Source organism: Phycisphaerae bacterium, assembly GCA_019636475.1.
Lineage (GTDB): Bacteria > Planctomycetota > Phycisphaerae > UBA1845 > UTPLA1 > JADJRI01.
The window spans coordinates 434051-455164 of the sequence record JAHBXN010000004.1 but is presented as its reverse complement, the minus strand read 5'-3'; the positions used below and the strand labels follow the sequence as shown (position 1 = coordinate 455164).

The following is a 21114-nucleotide window of genomic DNA, read 5'->3' as shown; positions in this document are numbered from 1 at the left end:
CCACCCTCTGGCCCGGTTTCCGAGGCGCAACGTCTCGGAAATCGGGCCAACCTGTTTGCGCCATGCTCCGATCAACGCAAACGCTGATTTTCGACTAGAATTCCGGCATGGAGTTCGACCCGGCAGCACTTCCAATTCCCGATCTTGGACTGAATTGCATCGGCTGCGGCTATTCGCTTAAAGGCCTGCCATCACACCGATGCCCCGAATGCGGACGCGAAATAGATCTGGAACAGCATATACCGCGCGGAGATTTCCCCGCCGTCATTCTTGATGGCCGCGAAGTGCCGCTCTCGGCCCGGACGAATGAAATCATGCGCCGCGCCGGCATCCTGTTCATGGCGGCTCAGAATCCCGCCGAATCAATCTTCGGGATGAGCCGAACTCAGAGCATCAATGGAAAGCTTGCCGTCGAACGCAACCGCTATTTCGACGCGATACGATGGCTGAAACACTTCGCCGCGACCGGCGAAATGCCGCCCGAGCCGGACACATCAGGCTCCGATTGGAAATGCACCGCCTGCGGCGAGGAAAACCCACCGACCTTTGAAGTCTGTTGGAACTGCGACACCGTCCACAATGTCGATTTCTGATTTCGCAAATTCGCACCAAGTCGATCTCCGGGAGTTCGAATATAGTCAGGCGTGATCAATGCTCCGTTTGACCGTCTCGCACGACAAGCGTAGGCGGCCGCATGATTTCTCACGGTGCGGTCTGCCGCAGTTGCCGAAACGGCGCGCCGCCCAGCGCGCGATCCACAGGAGGTTCCATCATGTCCCAAAACGCCGGCGACACAGAGCAGCGGCGCCCGAACAGGCTGAATCACGCTACAAGCCCGTACCTGCTCCAGCATGCGCACAACCCGGTGGATTGGTACGAATGGGACCCCGAGGCGCTCGAGCGCGCCCGCGAAGAGGACAAACCGATATTCCTTTCGATCGGCTACTCCGCCTGCCATTGGTGCCACGTCATGGAGCGCGAATGCTTCGAGAACCAGCAGATCGCCGCCGTGATGAATGAGTTTTTCGTCTGCATAAAAGTGGATCGCGAAGAACGACCTGACCTCGACGAAATCTACATGATGGCCACGCAGGTCTTTACCCGTTCCGGCGGCTGGCCCATGTCGGTCTGGCTCACGCCCGACCAGCGACCGTTCTTTGCGGGGACGTACTTCCCGCCCCGGAGCAGCCACGGCCGCCCCGGATTCGAAGACGTACTGCGCTACCTTGCACGAGTCTGGCGAGAGGAACGCGACAAAGTCATCCAGCAGGCCGACGCGCTGACCGATGCGGTCAAGTCGCTCACCGTCGTCGAGCCGGGAGATGAATTGCCCCCCTACTCGCTCATTCCCTCCACAGCGGAAGTCTTTGCCCGCGCGTTCGACACAGTACAGGGCGGCATTAGCGGCGGAGGGACCAACAAATTCCCCCCATCCATGTCAATGGATCTCATGCTCCGAGCCTACCATGCATCAACCCACCAAGGCGAGCCGAAGGCCGGATTGCTCCGAATGGTTGAATTGACACTCGACAAGATGGCCCACGGCGGAATCTACGATCAGATCGGCGGCGGCATATGCCGCTATTCGACCGACGTCGACTGGCTCGTGCCCCACTTTGAAAAGATGCTCTACGATCAGGCGCTCGTCTCGGACATCTACCAGAAAGCGTACCAGCTCACCAGGAAGCCGCTATACGCGCGGATCGCCCGCGAAATACACGATTACGTCATTGCCGATCTCCAGGGGCCCGAGGGCGGTTTTTATTCCTCCCGCGATGCCGACAGCGAGGGTGTCGAAGGGAAATTCTATATCTGGACATTCGACGAGGTGCGGAGCGCGCTGGGAGAAAATGAATCCGCGCTCTTCTGCGACTACTACGACATCACACCGTCAGGCAATTGGGAAGGGCACAACATCCCAAACGTGCCGCGGCCGATCGAGGTGGTCGCAAAGGCCCACGGGTTGGAACCCTCACAGCTTGAAACACGTCTGACGGCATCCCGCAAAAAGCTCTTCGACCTGCGCGAGACGCGCGTCAAGCCCCATCTCGATGACAAGATTCTGGCATCTTGGAATGGTTTGATGATCGCCTCCATGGCGAAAGCCGCTCGAATCCTCGAAGACACGCGATATCAAGATGCGGCCGCCCGGGCCGCTGATTTCGTCCTGACAAGGATGCGCGACCCAAACGGTCGTTTGCTCCGCAACTATCGCAACGGACGAACCCACACCCTCGGCTACCTCGATGACTATGCATTCATGATCGAGGCATCCCTGAACCTCTATGAAACCACCCTCGATATCCGCTGGCTCGACGAAGCGGAGCGATTGAACCGGCATGTCATGGAACACTACCGCGACGCTGACGGCGGGGGCTTCTTCTTCACGGCCGACGACGCCGAGAAAACTTTGATTCGATCGAGGAGCGCAATCGACAACGCAGTTCCATCGGGAAGTTCCGTTCAGTTTCTGAACCTTCAGCGTCTCTCGATTCTGCTTGGCCGAAGCGACCTTGACGAAGAAGCGCGCAGGACGGCTCAAACATTCGGGCGAAAGCTCGTCAACTCGCCCTTTAGCTCCGAGCGGATGCTCAGCGGCATGGATTTTCTCCATCGCCGCCCGAAGGAAGTCGCCATCGTGGCGCCCGCGCGCGACACCGCCGCAAATCGGATGCTTGACGCGGTCTGGCGCATCTACTTGCCGAATCTGGTGGTCGCCGGCAGATTCGAAGCCGATCCGGCCGCCGCAACCGCGGGGATCCACATCCCCCTGCTGGACCGCAGAACCGCCCTGCACGGTAGACCGACGGCGTTTGTTTGCCGCGATTACATCTGCGCATCGCCAATATCCGACGAGGCAGCGCTGATCAACGAATTGGCCGGATGACGGCCGAACAACCCCTACCCGCATCAACCTGTTGCGTCGCGGCCAAAGAACGCAAATACTGTTGCAAGCGATAGCAAGGAGGAACTCGCCATGAGCATCCATGCGAATAGACCGTTTTCCACGTCGAGCAGACTGGGCCCCGTCCTGATCGCCGCGCTCCTGTTCGCCGCCTCGGCGATCATGATCGATCGCGCTCTTGCCGATGACCCGCAGGACCAGCCGAGCAGCGCTCCCGCATCCGAAACCGGTTCCAGCGCCAAGAAACCTCCCACCACGAAACCCGCATCAGGTGCCGATCCCGAACCGCGCCGCGAACCGTCGGCCACGGAAATTCTGCGCCAACTCCAGGAGGCCTCGCGTCGAGACGCAAAGGCAGTCGTCAGGCCCGGCGTCGAGGGGGAGCGCCCAAGACCGATCGACACACCTCCGGGAAATGCGATCTCCCCGCCCGAATCGAAACTGCTGCCGGACGGTACGCGACTCGTCGATCGGCCCGGAAGAATGTCCCGCGAAGGCGAGCAATGGGTCTATTCATTTGAAAGCCGCGGGCAGGGCGCGCCGGAGCGACCGATCAGACTGCTGCCGAATCGATTGCTCGAAGACATGGAAATGTACTCGGAGAATGGTACAAAGCCGGTCGTCTTTATCGTCAGCGGTGAGATAACGGAATATCGCGGAGTGAATTTCCTGCTCGTCCAGAAACTGCTGGTCCGCCCGGAAACCGGCAATTTGAAGTGAAAAGGCCGTCGCACTCCCGGTCGTTCGGCCTTGCGATCGGCATTCGCCGCTTCCCGCACCCGGGACACGCCCAAAACATCCGCCGCAGGATGCCTTACTCAGGCGGCAGCGCGCCCTGCTTGATCAGTTCCTGCTCGATCGTATCGACGATGAGCGGATAATAGACGTCCAGTGCGCAATCAAGATCGATTCGACACGGACAGTTCCCGTGCCCGTCTTCGTAGTGGCACGCCGCACAGACTTGCTCTCGAAGCACCGTGGCGTAAGGCTCAATCTGTCGCGCGTGCGTACTCCGCACAATCGTGACCAGGTCCCCGATATTCTTGAAGACCGAACACATCCGATCCTTCGGCAGACTGCATCCATGATTGCGGGTAAATCGGACGCACTTGGGACACAGCGAATTTCTCAAGCGGGACTCAATGGCAAGCAAATCGATTGTCATCGTCAATCTCCCATACAGACCGCCGCACTCATGGACCCCGGGCGTCAGCCCGGCACGCGATCAGATTTCACGCCCGACGCCATTGATTCAAATGTGTAAGAATTCGCAAACGTGCGGGGGTGTTCGCTGCACGCCTGCAAAACCTCCAGCAGCTTCTTGAGCAGGTGGCGAGCCGTGATCATGCCCACGACGTGCTCCCCGACAACCACGGGCAACGCACCGAACCGCGCCTGACAAAGAATCTCGACTGCATCCTCGAGCGGAGTCGAAGGCGTAACGGTCACCGGCGACGGCGTCATGATATCCGCCACCAGTAGCGTCATTGCTTCGTCCGAATCGCGAGCCATCGCCGCGCAGACATCCCGATCCGATATGATTCCCACCAGCCGATTCGATTGATCTGTCACGGGAATCTGAAAAACTCCGTGACCGCAGAACGACTCGATAATTCGGCGAAGCGGCTCACTCTCGTGAACGACGAACGGTTCCGGCGTCATAAATTCGGCGACGATCAAGATCCACGCTCACTTTCAATTCATGGGCTGCAAATCCTTCAAATTACGCCTTCGCGGCCGATACCGACGATCCCACCGTCCGGTCGAACATGAATGAGTAACTGCGCGCCGAACGGCGACCGACTCTCTTCTGATTTATAGCACGGGCAATGTCGGTGCCAGCGGGGATGTCAGCCCAGGTTGACTTCCTTCTGACGGCAGGTTTCCGCGGCAGAAAGCCAGCGCGGTCACACAGGGCTTCGGGGGTCCGTTGGCACAGCCGGGCCCTCGGTTCGCTTGAGGCTCAGGCTCGTTCAGAATCCAGGTCGTTCGATTCAGGCATTCAACTTGCTCAATCTCGCCGGAATTCCGGTGCGCAATGTCCCGAGGCGGTGCCGATGCCGACCCTGCCGCTCGCATGGAAACGCGAGAAAAAACGTGATTGATGTCCCCCGGGTGGTTCCTGAAGGTCGGGGCATCTCTCAGCGCATCGCGAGCTAGCCGCACGGCAAGGTCGACCCTGTACGATCAGAAACCAGCATCAGGCGCTCGCACTTGAAGAACAGTGCCCCTCCGCTCGTGGAGCCCGCGATGGCGATTCATGAATTCGGACTCATCTTGCAAACCCTTCGCGGCTATACTCCAGGCATGCCTGCGGAATTTTTCTCAGAAATGAAGAGGTATGTTGGATTTTCCGACACCGATGCCCAGCTCCTTCACGAACTGCAGGCGCCGATGCGTCCGTTTCTCGCGGAAATTGTCGACCATTTCTACGAGGTGCTGAATCGAGACCCGCGAGCGAAGTCGGTCCTGGACGCGACGGCCAGCCAGACCGCGAATCTGAGAATCTCCCTTAACGACTGGCTCAATGACCTCTTCTGCGGCCAATACGACATGGACTACTTCAACCACCGAACTGCCATCGGCCGCACCCACGTTCGTGTAAAACTGCCGCAGGTTTTCATGTTTACAGCGATGTCCGTGCTGCGACTCGATCTCACGAATCGCTTGTCGCGACTCGATTTGCCGGATCTTGCTGCCCGCATAGCCGCGGTTCATAAGCTGCTCGACCTCGAGCTGGCAATCATGAACGAAACCTACAGCAACCACCTCCTCAGCCTCATGCGCGAGGTGGAGCACCAGGCATACGAGCAGAAACTAAGCGAATCGGAGCATCTCGCCACCATCGGACAACTCGCCGCTTCATTGGCTCACGAAATCAAGAATCCCCTCGCCGGCATCAGCGGGGCGATTCAGGTTCTCGGCTCATCTCTCGACGACGGCCACCCCCACCGCGAGGTCATTCTCGAGGTGCTGAGGCAGATCGATCGACTGGATTCTGCCGTCAAAGACCTGCTGATTTATGCCCGCCCGCGGGCGCCAACCAAGTTGCCGGTCAATCTTGGCAAGCTGGTCGAGCGCGTCATGCTCCTTTTTCGGGAGGAGCCTTCATTCCGCGCCGTGAATTTGATCTGCCACGGGCTGGATTCAGACATTATCGGTGACGTTGATGAAATGCAGATCGATCAGGTCGTCTATAACTTGCTGCTCAACGCGGCCCACGCGTGCGACTCGTCGGGCGGCATCGTGGCCTGCAAATTGCAAAGAACCGCTGACAGAGCCCTGATCGTGGTTGAAGACAACGGTATCGGAATTCCAAAACCGGTATTGGCTCGCGTTTTCGAGCCTTTCTTCACCACCAAGGCCAAAGGGACCGGTCTCGGTCTGCCGATCTGCAAGCGAATTGTCGAACTCCACGGCGGGACGCTCCGGATCGAAAGCGAGGTTGGTCGAGGAACCCGAGTCACCGTCGAATTACCGAGTCGAACATGAGCAAGCCACGCATTCTGATTATCGAAGACGAGAAGCTCATCCGCTGGTCACTCCGTCAGCAGTTCCATGATGAAGGTTTCATCGTCGATGATGCCGAAACCGGGATGGCAGGACTTGAAAAACTCAATCAAGCCCAATTCGACCTGGTCATGCTGGACTACAAGCTCCCGGACATGACCGGTCTGGCCGTCCTGCGAAAGATTCGCGAGCAGGATGAGGACATCGTCGTGCTCATCATGACGGCCTACAGCAACATCGAGGATGCTGTCGAAGCGATGCGACTGGGCGCCTACGATTACGTCAGCAAGCCGTTCAAAATGGACGCGCTGATGATGACCGTCAACAAAGCACTCGAAACCACACGCCTGAAGCGGGAAGTGCGGGATTTCCGCGCCCAGATGCGGGAGAAGTTCGGATTCGACCGCATTCTCGGCAAATGTGCGCCCATGCAGGAGCTGTTTGAACTCGTTCGCGATGTGGCACGCAGCGGGGCAAGCACCATTTTTCTGCGCGGCGAAAGCGGCACCGGAAAAGACTTGATCGCCAAAGCCATCCACTACAATTCCGACCGCGCAAACCGCCCGTTCATGAACATCACCTGCACCGCCATCAGCGAAACCCTTCTCGAAAGCGAGTTGTTCGGCCACGAACGCGGCGCCTTCACGGATGCCAAATCCATGAAGAAAGGCCTGCTCGAACTCGCTGCCGGCGGGACGGTTTTCCTCGATGAAGTTGGCGACATGCCGCCGCAGCTTCAGGCCAAGCTGCTTCGATTCCTTGAGGAAAAGACCTTCCGGCGCGTCGGCGGTGTCCAGGACATTGAAGTGGATGTTCGAATCGTCGCCGCTACCAATCGCGAAATTGAAGTCCTCATCGGAGAGGGAAAGTTCCGCGAGGATCTGTTCTATCGACTGAACATCATTCCGATCTTCCTCCCGCCGCTGCGCGAGCGCGGCGAGGACATCCAGCTGATCGCCGAATACTACGTCGACCTCTTCGCCAGGGAGTTTCGCAAAGGCCACCGGGTATTGTCTCCCACCGCGATTCAGAAGCTGCGCGATTACAGTTGGCCCGGAAACGTTCGGGAACTCCGAAACGCCATGGAACGCGCGATCCTTCTGTCGAAACACGGCTCAATACAGTGTGATGACATCGTGCTCGGCAGCACCGGCAATGGCCAGCCATTGTCGTCGGCCTTCCCGATCGAAATCCCGCCAGATGGCATCGACCTTCACACCATCGAGGAACAATTTGTCCGCAAGGCGCTTTCCGAAACTGGAAACAACCAGACCAAGGCGGCAAAGCTGCTCCACCTCTCCCGCGATCAATTAAGGTATCGCATGGAGCGCTACGGCCTGCTTCCCTGATCGCGATACTGCTTCATGAGCAGCCACTGAAAATCCCGGAGCCCGGGGCTCGGAACGTGCGGCGTAACGCCATTGCGGAACCAACAACTGCGTCCTGGCGGCGACGGACCGGCCGACAAGCACGCTTCCCAACGCCCGCGAGGCCGGCGGCAGCTCCCGGAAATCAAGGCAATTCGGCTCCCCGGCCTCCGCGTACACGCGCCGCCCTTGATGACCTGGCGAACAGGGACAACACGAATTCTTCGGCCCTCGACCATGCGACCGCCATGTGTGCTGCCGCCGAATCGCTCAATGTGCCACTTTCGCGATGGCGGGCGATATTGTTATGCCTTTGAATGCGCATTCGAAGCGACGTATTAGAGCCCGCTGAGAACCGTCCGCTTCCCGACAAAAAAACAAGAATTGCGCGAACTTTCATCTCGCTTCTTGACACAATCAAGGTAGAGAGCACATGGAGCACGCCCCGACGCACCTCGAAGAGCTCTATTACCGCGAAGGGCCGCGACTGCTTCGCTTCCTGAGAAGACGTGTCGCCGATGCCCATGTCGCGGACGAGTTGTTGCAGCAGGTGTTCCTCGTGGCGACGCAGAATCCTGAACCGCTTCTCGCGGCCCGGTCGGCCTCCGCATGGCTCTATGGAATTGCGGCGAATCTGCTGCGTGCCGAACATCGCCGCCGGGCACGTTGGCCAAGTCACGGACTTGACCAGGACTGGCCTGATGTCCGGCCGATGGCGGGAGATCCCCGTCTCGAGACAATTCGCGCAGCAATCAATCGGCTTCCCGACGGACAACGCGACGTCTTGAGAATGCGGCTGACCGAGGGGCTTTCATACGCCGAAACGGCTGCGGCATTACAGCTTCCGATCGGCACAGTGCGGTCGAGGATACACCTCGCGGTCAATCGCCTGAAGTCCGAGTTGGCGGATTTGTCCGCGACACGTTGACGCCGTGATTTTCAGCGACCGGCTCCAGCAGTCCAGCCGGCCTCCGAGGGTTGACGAAATGGCATTGAATCGAGAATCGCTTGAAAGACTCGTGATTGACAACGAACTGGGGGAGTTGAACCAGGACGCATCTGCACTGCTCGATGCGTATCTCGTCGCTGACGCCGATGCCTTTACATTGGCATCCGAAATCTCCAGGACACTTGCGGAAACGCGAATCGTCATGACCGATCAGACCGCAAGCCATGAACAAGGCCTGCCGCCCCCGAAGTTCCTCGGCCGGGTTCACCCGGCGGCGGATCACGATGATTCGCCGCAGGTACCGCGGCTGACCGGGTCTGACCACTCCTGCGGACCGTCGGTCCATCAACCGCGGCAGTGGATCGGCTTTGCGGCGGCCGCAGCAATTGCAATGGCCGCAAGCTTCGGATACTGGCCGACGGTTCGTGACTTGACCGGGACCGGATCGAGCCGCACGCACCTGGTCCGGAGTACGAATCTCGACGTCGGTGGCAACGTGTTCGTCGCGCCGGAATCGAAAAAAGGGTTCTGGCACATCCGCGAATTGCCGCGGACTCCCTCCGCGTCAGGAGGCAAATCAAGCCTGAAGGTCAGGTGGACCGGACCACTCGATCCGCCACAGATTGGAGAATCACTATGAAAGCATCTCGCCTGGTGCTAATCGCGCTTTGTGTTGGGTTTATCGCGGGCTGTGTTCCCGAAAAACGAATTGTATGGACCGCTGACGGAAGGACCGGCGCGGTCGTCTCCGACCGTGGCGTCTTCCTCATCGATGCGAATGGACGCCCGTTGCCCGGCCGAGCCGGAATTCATGCCCTCCGCGCCACCTGGTGCCGCGACGGCAGTGGGCTTCTTATCGTAAGCCAGATCACGGTAAACACGTGGGAAGAGGTCTCCGCCGTACTCACCGACGCCCAGAAACAGCACGTCATCGAAACGGCACAGGTCGTAAAGCCGAGGATTCTGGCTCATGAGGGCGATTGGGATCACTTTGAAATGACGCCGAATCAGGACACTCCCGGCGGACTCCTCGCAGCGGTACTCGTCTATATCCGGGACAAGGACCCCGAGGGAATGCGGGAAAAGCTTGGTGACAAATGGAAGTCACTGACTGAAATTAAACCCAACGTCTGCCGACTCGACCTGTACAAGCGAGACGGCGATCAACTCACCTTCCGCAGAAGGCTTGTCAACTCGCTCGATGAGATTTCCTGCCCGGCGTCCTCGCCTGACGATCAATTCGTCGCATTCAACATGGATTACTGGAGTGGAGCCGAGGAGATGACCGGACGCGCATTGCAGATTGTCGGACTGGAGGCCGGAACGCCCAGACCGGTCGCGATTCAGGTCGCGTCGGGACTCGACTGGAGTCCCGACGGCCGGCATCTCGCGTACGTTCGTTCGTCTGTCAGACGCAAGGAGTCGGAAGCCGTGCTCCAACTCGGCTCCCTGGCAACAATTCGTGTTCGCAACGATCAAGGCGAACTGCTCAAGGAATGGACCGAACAAATAGACCGTGCCGGACTTCTGTACAACCCGATGGCGTGCGTCAAATGGCTGCGCGACGGACGTCTGCTCTTTGTCTCCGTTGAAATGACGCTCCCGGCCACCCAGCATGACATGCCCCGGCAATGGTCGATTTTCGCGGTGGATCCACGGGTTGCCGCAGGACTGTCCCGGGTGCTGGCGAGGGACTTCGACGCGCCCATCAACGCGGCCATCGGCTGGTTTGAAGTCAGCCCTGATGAATCCCGCGTGCTCATTCCCTGCGAGCATGGTCAGGTCGCCATCTACAACATGGCCACCGCTGAAACGCAACTCCTTCTTCCGAGTGTCAATCCCCAGGCCGACGTGAAATCCCTCCCGACATGGCGCGACAACTCGGAAGTGTGGCTCGTCGATCCGGGATCCGCGCCCGCGAATCCCGAAGTCGTCATCTGGAAAGCCGGGAAGATTCGCCCAATCAGCGAAAATTGGCCGAACGAACTGCGCGAGGGCTGGATCGGTCATTCACCGGCCGGCTCCGATGAATCCAAGGCGACCCCGGATCAGCAGAGTACCAAACCGGCGCGGCAGTAGCGGCTCGGCTCGTTCGCCATCGACCCGTCATCGCACAGTTCGACAACAAAAAAAGCCACCGGAGCTTCCTTGCCGCCGGTGGCTTTTATTACGATGGCGACTCCGGAACGCCGTCCGTGACGTCCGAAGTGCCCAAGACGCGTCATGCCGTCGCACCGGCGAAAGGAACAGAAAGCCCGGTGTGTTCGATCGGCCCATCCCGCGACCACACGGCGAGAGTGTCGCGGCTTTCGATGCCGAACCACTCCTCGCCTATGACCTCCGTCCACCAGACCGGAGGCCGAACAACGAGCGGTTCTTTAATCGAAGTATCAATCCATTACACGCGTCCGCTCCGGCTACACCATCCGTGTTCGCCGAAAGCGATTCTAAGAAGTCTGCTGTCAGAAAATTGGCGGGCGGAAGGAGATCCTCAACCGACCTCCTCCCGCGCCGCCAACCGAATCTACCCTGGTCCGCCGGTGCGATGACGCATCGCCCGTTGGTCAGGTTACTTCACCGGCCGACTGGCCGGGCTGCCGCCGCTGTTCTCGATACACCTCGCGAGCTCTCGCCTGCAACTCTTCAAATCGGCTCTCTAGCTCTGCGGTGTGCTTTTCAAACGCATCCTTCGACCAGATTTCCATGTGGTCGCGAACGCCACTCACCACAAGTTCTCGCCCAAGTCCGGCTCCCTTGATGAGCCGGTCGGGAAGCAGGATTCGACCCTGACCGTCCGGTTCGACCACTTCTCCGCGTGCGAAGAAGACCTGGTCGAATCGAACCTGGTCGTCGCCGGCGATCAGTGATCTTTCACCGCCGCCTGCCAGTTCGATGAAGCTCTTTTCCGGGTACACCCAGATCGTGTTCGTCGGGCGCCCTCGCGTGAGCACGAAATTGGTGCCGTGCTTCTCCGGGTCGATGCACCGCCGAAATTTGGCCGGCACAGCCAACCGGTTCTTGGCGTCCAACAGAACTTCGGAATATCCGAGAAAAACCATTCGTTCCGACGCCGAACACCGAGCACCACGGCTCCCCACTTCAATGTATTTCTATGGGCAGAAGCATATCTTTTGCTCCACCAAATACAAGGATATTTCGACTTGTTTTGCGCGAAAATTTTTCGATATCGGGCCACGAATCAGGAACCTTCTGTCAATACATAATTTGCAACTCCAACTTTTTTTTGGAACGGGCCATGCGCCGGCCCATTCCAAAAAAAGAAGCCGGAGCCAGCCGTACGGCTTGAGCTTGCACCTTGTGGTGATCAGGGAAAACGGCCCACCTTACGGTGCCCGTCAGGCCAGCAGGCGGTCATAGATGCGACGCCACGCCGACAGAACAGCCGGCATTGAATGTGAGCGTTTCAGCCGGTCCACGGTGCTCCGCGCTCGTTGCGGCGCCTCAGATGCCGTGTGTGCCCGCTCCGACAGGATCGACAGCGCGGCACGCGCCCATTCCGATGTGTCACCAATTCGGCACGCTCGACCGGTGCCGGCCTCGTCGATGACCGCCGCGCATGCAGGAATGTCACTGACAAGGACAGGACACCCGCAACACAGTGCCTCAAGCACGGCATTCGGAGACCCCTCGGTCATCGAAGGGAACATGAACAGATCAGCGGCATGGAACCAGGCGGCCGTGTCATGACACCATCCAGGCAATCGAATCCACCTCGAAAGACCGTGCTGTTCAATGCGCGATTCGATTCGAGGTCGATCCGCACCATCACCCAGCAACACGCCCTGCACCGGAATCTCGCGCGACACCTCGGCCACGACATCGACCCAGAAAGGCAGATTCTTCACCGGGTCCATGCGACCGGCCCATACAACCAGCGGCATGTCCTCGCGCAGCCCGTGTTGCCGGCGTAAAATCGCCGGGGTTGAACTCAGAAGCTCAAAATTCACGGCGTTCGGCACGGTCACCACCCGATCAGCCGGAAACGAGAGTTCGTCAATAAGATGTCGCGCGACGGCCGTCGAATTCGCCGCATGCAGATCCGACAGGCCGGCGGTGAGGCCCTCCAGAGTGCGATGCCAACGACGCTCAATCTCCACGGTCACCGAGGCCGTGACAATCGGCCGTGAACGATCCCACCGCCCCACCATGCGGGCCGCGAGATTCGCATGAAACAAAGAGGCATGGACCAGGTCTGGATTGAAATACCGGATTGACGCAGCAAGGCGCGCCAGACAGCTTGCATCGAATCGGCCGCGTGCATCACACGAAAATGAAGCAACGCCCGCCGAGTCGAGGTCTTCGTGCAGCGGGCCGCGCGGCGCGAGACAACCAACGATCGGATCGACGCCGACGGAATGAAACTGCTCGGCCAGACGAACCAGCCGAAGCGGCAATCCACCCCGATTCAAATCAGTTGAAAGCAGAAGGACGCGCGTGCTCGACACCACCGATTCACCGACGCCGGACCGATCAGTCCGGCGGATTCGCGTACTGGGGCTGGCCGCGGCCTACATGCCGCCGCCCCGGTCAAACGGACGACGATTCGAATTCGCGAACCGGCCGGGCCGCGAGAAGTATCACAACCATCATCAGCACGGCAACGCCCCCGCCCAGGCCCGACGCCGCGCCGAGCCGTGTCGGATCAAACGAAGCAGCCGCCGGCGCCGGAAGAGATCGATACGTCACCGCAGTTGACATGTTCACCGATGAATTCGATTTCAACTGTTCGACCTGTGCCTGGCTCTCCGCAACATCCCGCTCCAGTTGGGTAATCCGCTCCTGCTGCGTGATGATCTCCGACCGGCGGGCTTCCATCGATTTCATGGCGTCGTCATCGACGTTGAGTGCCGTCTTCATGGCAGCCATCGCCTTTTGTGCCCATTCCCGGTGAGACGCATCAGCCTTTGCGACAAGGTCCGTCAATCGCGATTCCTCAGCCTGCCAGTCGGCCTTCCTGCGTTCCATCAATTGCATCGCAACGGCCTGCCGATGCCGTTCACGGCCCTGCTCGATTCGCGGCGTGAGATTCACAAGCGTGTCCCGCAGTGCCTTCAGTTCGACATTGTTGGCCGGAACGATTTCGCTGGCCGCCACGGTCCATTCATTCCGGCGTTCGTAACAGGCGTTCGAGTGCTTGCTGAGCTGCGCCTGAATGATCCGACGCTGCGTCATCTCCGTGCCGCTCCGGCCGATGTCATCCACGCCGGCGACAGCCGCGCCCAGCGACGCCTTGGACGCAGTATGAAACTCGCGGACGAGCAGCTCCGCCTTCTTCTGATATTCTATCAGTTGATCGGCGTTCTCCATGTCCTTCCAGGCCGCGACTCTTGGCGACAGCGCGTCCCACGACCTCGAAAATTCCTCCGCCTGATCTTTCAAATCAGACAGATCGATGGCAATGCGCTCCAGCTCTTTACGAATATCCGGATCCGACTGCTTCGAAATCTGCTGCTCGACCTCCGCGCTGAATTCCGCCACGCATCGCAGCAGCGTCGTCAGCGGCACAATCGATTTCGACATGGCCTTGACGATGGCATCATGGAACCGAAGCGCCTTCGCGCCGCGTTCATCGATCGCCAGGGACAGATCGGCATCCTTCCCGATGGACTCGGCGATCTGCGCTTCGCTCGGCACGATCGGTGATGTCGGAATCCCGGACGATTGATGACGCTCCAGTGCCGCTTTCGCGACATCCAGCGCCGCCTGCGCCTCGGCAGCCGTGCGATTAAGCGATTCCTGATCCGCCCGCGCCGTCTCCAGTTGCTGTGCCGTCGAATCGGCATCAACATTCTCTCTAAGCCGTGCGAGAACCGCGACCGCCTCATCACGCTCCCGAACGCGCGCGTCCCGGCGGGCCTGAGCCTCTTCCAGCGCGGAACGACGCTGATCCGCCGTGAACTCCATGTGTTCCAGGCGCTTCTGATATGCACGGCCGATCGCCGACAGCCACGCCGACGCCGATTCCGCCTCCGACGGCGAAACCGAAGCGATCATTTCAACCTTTCCCGCTTCTCTTGAGGGTTGAATCCGAATCGCGCCGCTCGAGTACATCTGCCACAGGTCGCGTCCGACTTGCGCCGACGCTGTTTCAAAGAGCGACGGCTGTCCGACGATGCCTGCCACATGCTGCGCGGCGCTCATCGTCCCGCCGAACTCGCTCCCGTTCAGCACCAGCTCACCGCGCACGCGAACCTGATCGGACGGCGACCACATGTAATACGCGCCGGCCATCGCGCCCACCACAATCGAACAAATTGCAGCAACGACCGGACGCATCCGACGGCGGCCAACGGACGAGTCTGTTGCAGTGCGATCATGGATCGGCAGTGACGCCGCCTGCCCGGTCTCGAGCTGTGCGATCTGCGATGCGATGATTCCCGCGGCAGCCGCCGGCTCCTCCGAATTGAGCATCTCATCGATTGCAGCGCCATCCAGCGCGTCCAGGTCCGGTCCATCCAGCCGCTCAAGCCCTTCTTCGTCGTCACGGGCCTGCACGGAATGTCGGGAATCGTCGTCCCGGGTACTCACATTCGCGATCAGCCGCTCGCGCTCTTCATCAAGCTCTGCCCGGCGGCGGCGCAACAGCGTCTCCTCTTCGGCGACGGCCGACTGGCGGCGGCGCAGATCCTCGACCTGCTGATCCAGCCTGGATCGGGCCTCCTTGATTTCGAGTTCCAGCGTGGCGTTCCGCTCACTGAACGATGCTTCCGTCGATTCACGACGACGGCGAATCTCGTCCTCCAGTCGACTGAGGCGCTCATCGATGTCGCGCTCCACTTCCAGCATTCGGGACGCGCACTGCACCTCGACTTCCGCTTCCTTCCGCGCGACTTCCGCGAGCCGGTCGGCCATTTCGCTTTCGATCCGGCGACGCAGTTCGTCCATTGCTTCAAGTTCGCGATCTTCCAGCTCGCGTTCAAGCTGATCGCGATACTTGGCGGTCTCCTCCTGCAGCTCGTATTCACGATTTCGAATGCGTTCACGCTCAAGCTCGTTCGCGCGCTCGGCATCCCGTCGCAGGTTTTCAAGGGTGGCCTGCTCGACAGCCATCACAGACGAAAACTCGGCACGCTCCGCCTCGATCGCTTCCCGCTGGCGCTCCAGTTCGGCGGCACGACTATCCATCTCGCGCAGCCGCCGTTCGATCCTGGACTGCTCCTGTTCCAGCTCGGCCGCACGAGCCTCAACCGCTTCGCTGTGCGCTTCAATTTGGCTCGCCCGTTCCCGAAGCTCATGAGCCTTCGCATCGGTCTCTTCGATCAACGCTTGAAGCCGCTTCGACTCGGGCGACTCGGCGCCTTGCGATTCGAGAAATCTCTGATTCTGCGATTGAAGCTCGGCATACTCCTCTTCAAGCCGATCACGATACGCCTCGAGCTGACTGGCCTTCTCCGTCAGCATCGACTCGCGATCGGCGACATCGCGCTGATCCTCGGCGAGTTTCCGCAGTCCGGCCTCAAAGGTCTTCCGGGACTGCTCCAGTTGGCGGCGTTCCTCTTCGATCCGTTGCCGCTCCGCTTCGATCTCCGACGATTCGGCGTGGATGTCCTCGCGTCGTCCTTCGAGGCCGTCACGCTGGCGACGAAACTCCGCACGTTCAGCCTCAAACGCCTTGCGCCGCGTCTCGAATTCCGCATATTCCGACAGGAGCCGCGCCTTGCGCCGCTGGTGACGATCGGCCTTTTCAGCGAGTTTGCGGCGAATCAGCTTCGTCTCTTCAATTCGAGCCGAAAGGCGGCGACGCGCCTCTTCGGTTTCTCGGCGCTCCGATTCCAGCTTCGAACGAGCATCCTTCAAGGTGCGCTCACGGTCGGCCACCGCCACCGCAGCGCGCTCAGCTCGAATCCGCTCTTCATCCAACGAGGCGCGTTCCTTTTCCAGGCGCTCCCGCGACGCAGTCAGTTCGGCTTCACGCTCGGACAGTGCCGCCTTCTCCGCACTCAGTGCCTCGCGTTCGGCGGCGATGGCCTTGCGATTCTCCTCGAAGGCGGCCGACTCCTCCTGAAACCGGGAGCGCTCGTCCGAGAGCTTTGCGCGGTCGGTTTCAAGCTCGGCTCTGAGTGATTGCAGCGACCGATCAGCCTCGTCCAGCTCAGCCTTGCGGCGCTCAAATTCTGCGGATTCCCTTGCGAAGGCGTCGCGCTGCTGGAACAGTTCCGCCAATCCGCTTGTACGCTCGGCCTGAATTTCTTCCTGAACGCGTTCGCGCTCGATCTCAAGCTGCGCCCGTGCGGCATCGCATTCCATCTCGGTCTTGCGGGCACGATGCTCAATCTCCGCGGCCTGCATCACGCGGTCACTGATCTGACGTTCACGGTCGATGAGTTCGGATTCAATCTCGTCGAGGCGTGCACGTGTGCTTTCCATCTCGCGGCGCGCGGCATTCAATTCGCCGCGTTCCCGCTCAAGCAGGATTTCCCGTTCGCGAAGCGCTTCCTCGCGACGAACCACCTCGGCGGTTCGCATCGACACTTCGCGCTTTTCGCGTTCGAGTTCCTCGGCTCGTCGCCGGAGTTCCTCTGCCTCACGGGAACCGATGGTCACCTGCTCCGCACGGGCTTCCGTCGATCGGGCCAGCCGATCGAGTTCCATGCCTCGCGCGTTCAACGCCTCGCGTTGCGATTCAATCTCCGATTTTGCCGCGTCCAGTTCCGCCCGTGCGGCATCAATCTCGGACCGGGATCGTTCGATCTCGGCGATTTTCTCCTGAAGCTCGCCACGCAGTTTGTCCACCTGCGCCTGCCGGGACTTCAGCGCTTCGGACTCCGCACCCAGTTGCAGCGTGATTCGATTGTTCTTCTGCGCGATCTCGGCGGCTTCGTCTCGGTCGCGTTGAAGAGTGGATCGTTCGTGCTCAAGCGCCGCTTCCGCGCGCTCGATTCGCGCCTGCCACTCCTTCAGCCGCCGCTCGCGAATCTCCAGCGAAGCTGAAAGCTTCGCCAGTTCTCCGTCGCCCGCCGAGATGGCCTGCTCACGCTCGCATATCTCCGCCTCGCGCTCGACCAGCGCCGCCCGCTGCGAGTCGATCGCTGCGGTGCGCTCTTTGATCGACGCCTCCGCACGGGACAACTCCTCCTTCGCGCGATGAACGTCCGATTCGTGCCGCCTGGCCGCGTCTTCCAGCTCGGCGCGAATCGCCGTCGTTTCCTCCGTCAGTTCCTTGCGCTTGTGCGACAATTCGTCTTCAAGTTCGTAACGGCGATCCTCGAACTCCCGCTCGAGCGCCTCCCGCCGCACACGCAACTCCGCTTCGAATTCCTGGCGCTGCATTGCGATGTCGGCATCGAAGGCCGCACGCTTCATGCGAAGCTCGCCCTCAACGCCGGTCTGCTTGGACTCGAGTTCCTTGCGAAGCTCCGCGATCTTCACTTCAAATGAGGATCGCAGGGATGCCAGCTCACGTTCGACACCGGCACGCCGCGACGCAATCTCTTCCGTCAGGGCCGATCGCTTTTCGACGATCTCACGCTCCAGAGCGGACTCGCGTTCGGCCAGCGTACTCTCGGTCGAGCGGCGGTATTCGTCGAACTCCGCGCGTCGGGCGATCAGGTCGCGAGCCAGCTCGGCCTCGCGCGCCTCAAGCGACTGCTCGGTTGTTGATTTGAACTCCGCGAGTTCGGCGCGAATGCCATCCAGTTCTTCGGACCTGCGCGCCAGCAGTTGCTCCCGATGGAGCAATTCCGATTCCTTCGCCCGAAGCTCACCGTCGAACTCTTCACGGCGACGGTCGATTTCCGCTTCCGCATCCGCGATCGCTTTTCGGCGGATTTCAAGTTGCTCGATCTGCTCCTTGATCGATGCAGCCTGCTCGACAATCGAGGCTTCCCGCTTCGTGATCAGGGCGCGCGTCTGATCTAGCCCCTGCTCGCGCTCTCGAATGACCGCGAACAGCTCATCCTTGACCCGTGATGCTTCGGCCTCAAGCTCCTCCCGCCGCGTCGACAATTCGGCATCGAGTTCAGCACGCCGTTCGGCGATCGTCTGCTCGATGGATGCGCGTCTGAATTCGAGTTCGGATTCGCGTTCGAGCCGATTGCGTTCCCATTCGGCCACGCGCGATTGAAATTGCTCCTCGCGCTCGCGCTGGAGCCGCTCAAGATCGAACACTTTCGCGCGGAATTCCTCGTCGCGGCGCTTCTGCAATTCGCTCAGTTCGCTGCCACGGCGCTGCACCTCGGATTCGTGATCAACGCGCAGCTTTTGCAGTTCGGCCGTCGTCTCCGCTCGATCACGCTCAAACGTTTGCCGCGCCTGTTCCAGTTCGCGGACGCGGGCATCGTGTTCGACCTCCTGCTGACGCCGGGAATGCTCCAGTTCGGATTTCAGCGCGGCAAGTTCTGACTCGCGCACGCGCATGGCCTGCTCGGCTTCCATGCGATCCTTCGCGATTGCGGCCTCGCGCTCGCGCAGTGCGGCCTCGCGCTTGTCAAACTCGGTCCGCCGTTTGGCCGATTCTTCGTCCAGTTCGCGCAGACGATTTCGGGTTGCCTCGTCCGATTGCGATGTCAGTTGATCGAGAATTCGCTGCTTTTCATCCTCAAATTCACGCCGAGCATCCTCCAGATTCGCGCGAGCCGCCTCGGCATCCGCCCGGGTTCGACGAAGCTCAAGTTCAGCTTCCTCAAGGCGTTGCGCCTTCAGACGCTCGACCTCCGTCAACGTAGCTTCGCGAATCCGCTGCTTTTCAGCCTCAAATTCCTGTATTTCCGAAACAAGCCGGTTTCGCGAGGCCGCGAACTCCGCCTCGCGCTGGGCGGCTTCATGTTCCAGCTCGCGCATCCGAGCCGTGCGGGCTGTTTCGATCTCGTCCCGCAGCTTCTCGCCGGCGAGCGATCGTTCATTCTCAAGCGCCCGAATTTCCGCTTCGAGCCGACTTCGCGCAGCGGCTGATTCCGCTTCGCGATTCGCCGCCTCCAGTTCCACCTCGCGCATACGAGCCGATCGAGCAGACTCGATTTCCTCGAACAGCTTCTCTCGAGCGCGCGTCTTCTCGCTCTCGAACGCCGCCCGGTCCGCTTCGAACTGAGCAAGCCGTGATTCATACTCGCTCTGCCGGCGGGCTGCTTCCGATTCCAATTCGTGAAATCGCTCCGCGGTCGCTTTGCGTGCCTCGAGCTCTGCCTGTTCGCTCAGTTCCGCGCGCGCCGATTCCAATGCGGATTTTTCTGTTTCCAGAAGTGATTGCGCGGCCTCGAATTCAGCACGAGCCGCCGCCAGATCAGCCGCGGCCCGGTCGATTTCTTCCCGTTGTTCGACGAGTTTCTGCTTCTGTGTCCGGGTCGATTCGAGGAGTTCCTGCGCCTTGGCTTGAAGACGATCGCGATAGGCCTTGAGCCGCTCACGTTCCTGCGCAAGTTCTTCACTTAGTTTTTGCGCCCTCTCATCGAGTGCTCGCTGCGCCAGAGCGACCCGATCACGGATCATCGCGGAGCGCTCGTCCCCGCCCCGAATTCCGGTCGCCCCGCCGACGAGGCCTGCTGATGGACCGCGCTCACGGATTCGCCGCAATTCTTCCTGGGCCTGCCGCTGCTCGGCCGCCAGAAGGAATTGATCTCCTTCGTTTGCGGCAACATCGGTCGACGGTCCGCGGTCGTGCGATTTGGGCTTGTCGAGGGATCTTTCCATATCAAGTACGCCTTCGTCCGAATCCGTGGCCGATTGTTCCTGCGGCACCTCCCCCCGGGCCCCCTCTCGCCCCGGAGATTCTACCGTCGTAACCGCATCGGGGTCATGGCCTAATTGGGGGTTCTGATCCAACTTCGCCGCCTCCGACTGTCGCGCAGAAACAGCCGGCGGCCGGAAACGCGCGCCCGCGATCGGCATGGAACGCGAATCCATTTCGTCTTCATCTGACCCCATGAGATCCTTGAGCACGGAAAAGCCGGACCCTCGCGTCAGGTTTGCCAGGATCGCCGCTTCTTCGGTCGATTGCGAATCCACCCACTGGCGAATTCCTGCGACCATACGCGACGCATCGTTCAATCGTGAGAGGTCTTCCATAATCTCGTCGCCGGAACCGGAAACGGTCTGCGAGGTCGGCGAGATTGGTTCCGACTCTCCCGCGCCGAAGGCCAGACCGCTGCGATCCGCCGACTTCGGCCGGGAAGCCGCGAGATGAGCCGCATCCTGGGGGACGCTGTCGGCGGCGACGGACTCGCCGGATGGAATTGTGAAACGTGGACGAGGTGTCGCTTCCGCGGACGGCAGCGTTGCGCCGCCGGCGGTTTTTCGGCGAGTCTCCTGCTCCATGAAAAACAGCTCCGTGCGTGACCGACGCGATCGACGGAGAAACTTGATCGATCGCGCCGAGTTGCCGCGAATCACTGCTCACGCAAAACAGGGATTCGCCTGCTCTATTCAAG

Annotated in this window: 13 protein-coding genes; 8 read left to right on the top strand and 5 right to left on the bottom strand. The window is 60.3% G+C overall.

Annotated elements, in window-relative coordinates; all coding sequences use genetic code 11:
• The first annotated feature begins 107 nt into the window (after positions 1–107).
• The 3 genes from KF841_09230 (at position 108) to KF841_09220 (ending at position 3625) form a co-directional block, all read left to right on the top strand.
• On the top strand, positions 108–593 hold the full coding sequence (locus KF841_09230; protein MBX3395538.1) for a hypothetical protein: 486 nt from the start codon (positions 108–110) through the stop codon (positions 591–593).
• Positions 594–772: 179 nt separating this feature from the next.
• Complete coding sequence (locus KF841_09225; protein ID MBX3395537.1) at positions 773–2887, top strand: thioredoxin domain-containing protein; 2115 nt, start codon at positions 773–775, stop codon at positions 2885–2887.
• A 90-nt stretch (positions 2888–2977) separates the two neighbouring features.
• The gene (locus tag KF841_09220) at positions 2978–3625 is read left to right on the top strand and encodes a hypothetical protein (GenBank protein ID MBX3395536.1); all 648 of its coding nucleotides are present in this window, start codon (positions 2978–2980) and stop codon (positions 3623–3625) included.
• Positions 3626–3719: 94 nt separating this feature from the next.
• Here KF841_09220 and KF841_09215 read toward each other — a convergent pair whose 3' ends face one another.
• Positions 3720–4070: a hypothetical protein gene (locus KF841_09215; GenBank protein MBX3395535.1), complete on the bottom strand. Its 351-nt coding sequence runs from the start codon at positions 4068–4070 to the stop codon at positions 3720–3722.
• Positions 4071–4114: 44 nt separating this feature from the next.
• Entirely contained in the window at positions 4115–4585 is a 471-nt protein-coding gene (locus KF841_09210) for a CBS domain-containing protein (GenBank protein ID MBX3395534.1), read from the bottom strand.
• Positions 4586–5236: 651 nt separating this feature from the next.
• Between KF841_09210 and KF841_09205 the strand changes: the two genes are divergently transcribed.
• The 5 genes from KF841_09205 to KF841_09185 all read left to right on the top strand — a co-directional run bounded on the left by KF841_09205 (position 5237) and on the right by KF841_09185 (position 10810).
• Positions 5237–6397: a hypothetical protein gene (locus KF841_09205; protein ID MBX3395533.1), complete on the top strand. Its 1161-nt coding sequence runs from the start codon at positions 5237–5239 to the stop codon at positions 6395–6397.
• The gene (locus KF841_09200) at positions 6394–7764 is read left to right on the top strand and encodes a sigma-54-dependent Fis family transcriptional regulator (protein MBX3395532.1); all 1371 of its coding nucleotides are present in this window, start codon (positions 6394–6396) and stop codon (positions 7762–7764) included. The genes KF841_09205 and KF841_09200 overlap by 4 nt, the downstream gene beginning before the upstream one ends.
• A 451-nt stretch (positions 7765–8215) precedes the next feature.
• The gene (locus KF841_09195) at positions 8216–8710 is read left to right on the top strand and encodes a sigma-70 family RNA polymerase sigma factor (GenBank protein ID MBX3395531.1); all 495 of its coding nucleotides are present in this window, start codon (positions 8216–8218) and stop codon (positions 8708–8710) included.
• Positions 8711–8768: 58 nt separating this feature from the next.
• Positions 8769–9371 (top strand): hypothetical protein, encoded by a 603-nt coding sequence (locus tag KF841_09190; protein ID MBX3395530.1) that lies wholly within the window; start codon positions 8769–8771, stop codon positions 9369–9371.
• Positions 9368–10810, top strand: coding sequence for a hypothetical protein (locus KF841_09185; protein MBX3395529.1), 1443 nt, complete (start codon positions 9368–9370; stop codon positions 10808–10810). The genes KF841_09190 and KF841_09185 overlap by 4 nt, the downstream gene beginning before the upstream one ends.
• A gap of 485 nt (positions 10811–11295) precedes the next feature.
• Here the strand turns inward: KF841_09185 and KF841_09180 are convergent, their stop codons facing one another.
• From KF841_09180 to KF841_09170, 3 genes are all read right to left on the bottom strand, one after another.
• Entirely contained in the window at positions 11296–11790 is a 495-nt protein-coding gene (locus KF841_09180; GenBank protein MBX3395528.1) for a hypothetical protein, read from the bottom strand.
• Between the two features lie 297 nt (positions 11791–12087).
• Positions 12088–13197 carry a glycosyltransferase gene (locus tag KF841_09175; GenBank protein MBX3395527.1) on the bottom strand — a complete coding sequence of 370 codons (1110 nt, stop codon included), beginning with the start codon at positions 13195–13197 and terminating at the stop codon, positions 12088–12090.
• Positions 13198–13279: 82 nt separating this feature from the next.
• Complete coding sequence (locus tag KF841_09170; protein ID MBX3395526.1) at positions 13280–21001, bottom strand: hypothetical protein; 7722 nt, start codon at positions 20999–21001, stop codon at positions 13280–13282.
• Positions 21002–21114: the final 113 nt, after the last annotated feature.

What these genes read in the sequence shown, in the direction of transcription:
- KF841_09170 (MBX3395526.1), bottom strand. Translation starts at nt 21,001, where the DNA reads ATGGAGCAGGAGACTCGCCGAAAAACCGCCGGCGGCGCAACGCTGCCG.
- KF841_09180 (MBX3395528.1), bottom strand. Translation starts at nt 11,790, where the DNA reads ATGGTTTTTCTCGGATATTCCGAAGTTCTGTTGGACGCCAAGAACCGG.
- KF841_09230 (MBX3395538.1), top strand. Translation starts at nt 108, where the DNA reads ATGGAGTTCGACCCGGCAGCACTTCCAATTCCCGATCTTGGACTGAAT.
- KF841_09215 (MBX3395535.1), bottom strand. Translation starts at nt 4,070, where the DNA reads ATGACAATCGATTTGCTTGCCATTGAGTCCCGCTTGAGAAATTCGCTG.
- KF841_09190 (MBX3395530.1), top strand. Translation starts at nt 8,769, where the DNA reads ATGGCATTGAATCGAGAATCGCTTGAAAGACTCGTGATTGACAACGAA.
- KF841_09195 (MBX3395531.1), top strand. Translation starts at nt 8,216, where the DNA reads ATGGAGCACGCCCCGACGCACCTCGAAGAGCTCTATTACCGCGAAGGG.
- KF841_09200 (MBX3395532.1), top strand. Translation starts at nt 6,394, where the DNA reads ATGAGCAAGCCACGCATTCTGATTATCGAAGACGAGAAGCTCATCCGC.
- KF841_09225 (MBX3395537.1), top strand. Translation starts at nt 773, where the DNA reads ATGTCCCAAAACGCCGGCGACACAGAGCAGCGGCGCCCGAACAGGCTG.
- KF841_09205 (MBX3395533.1), top strand. Translation starts at nt 5,237, where the DNA reads ATGAAGAGGTATGTTGGATTTTCCGACACCGATGCCCAGCTCCTTCAC.
- KF841_09185 (MBX3395529.1), top strand. Translation starts at nt 9,368, where the DNA reads ATGAAAGCATCTCGCCTGGTGCTAATCGCGCTTTGTGTTGGGTTTATC.
- KF841_09220 (MBX3395536.1), top strand. Translation starts at nt 2,978, where the DNA reads ATGAGCATCCATGCGAATAGACCGTTTTCCACGTCGAGCAGACTGGGC.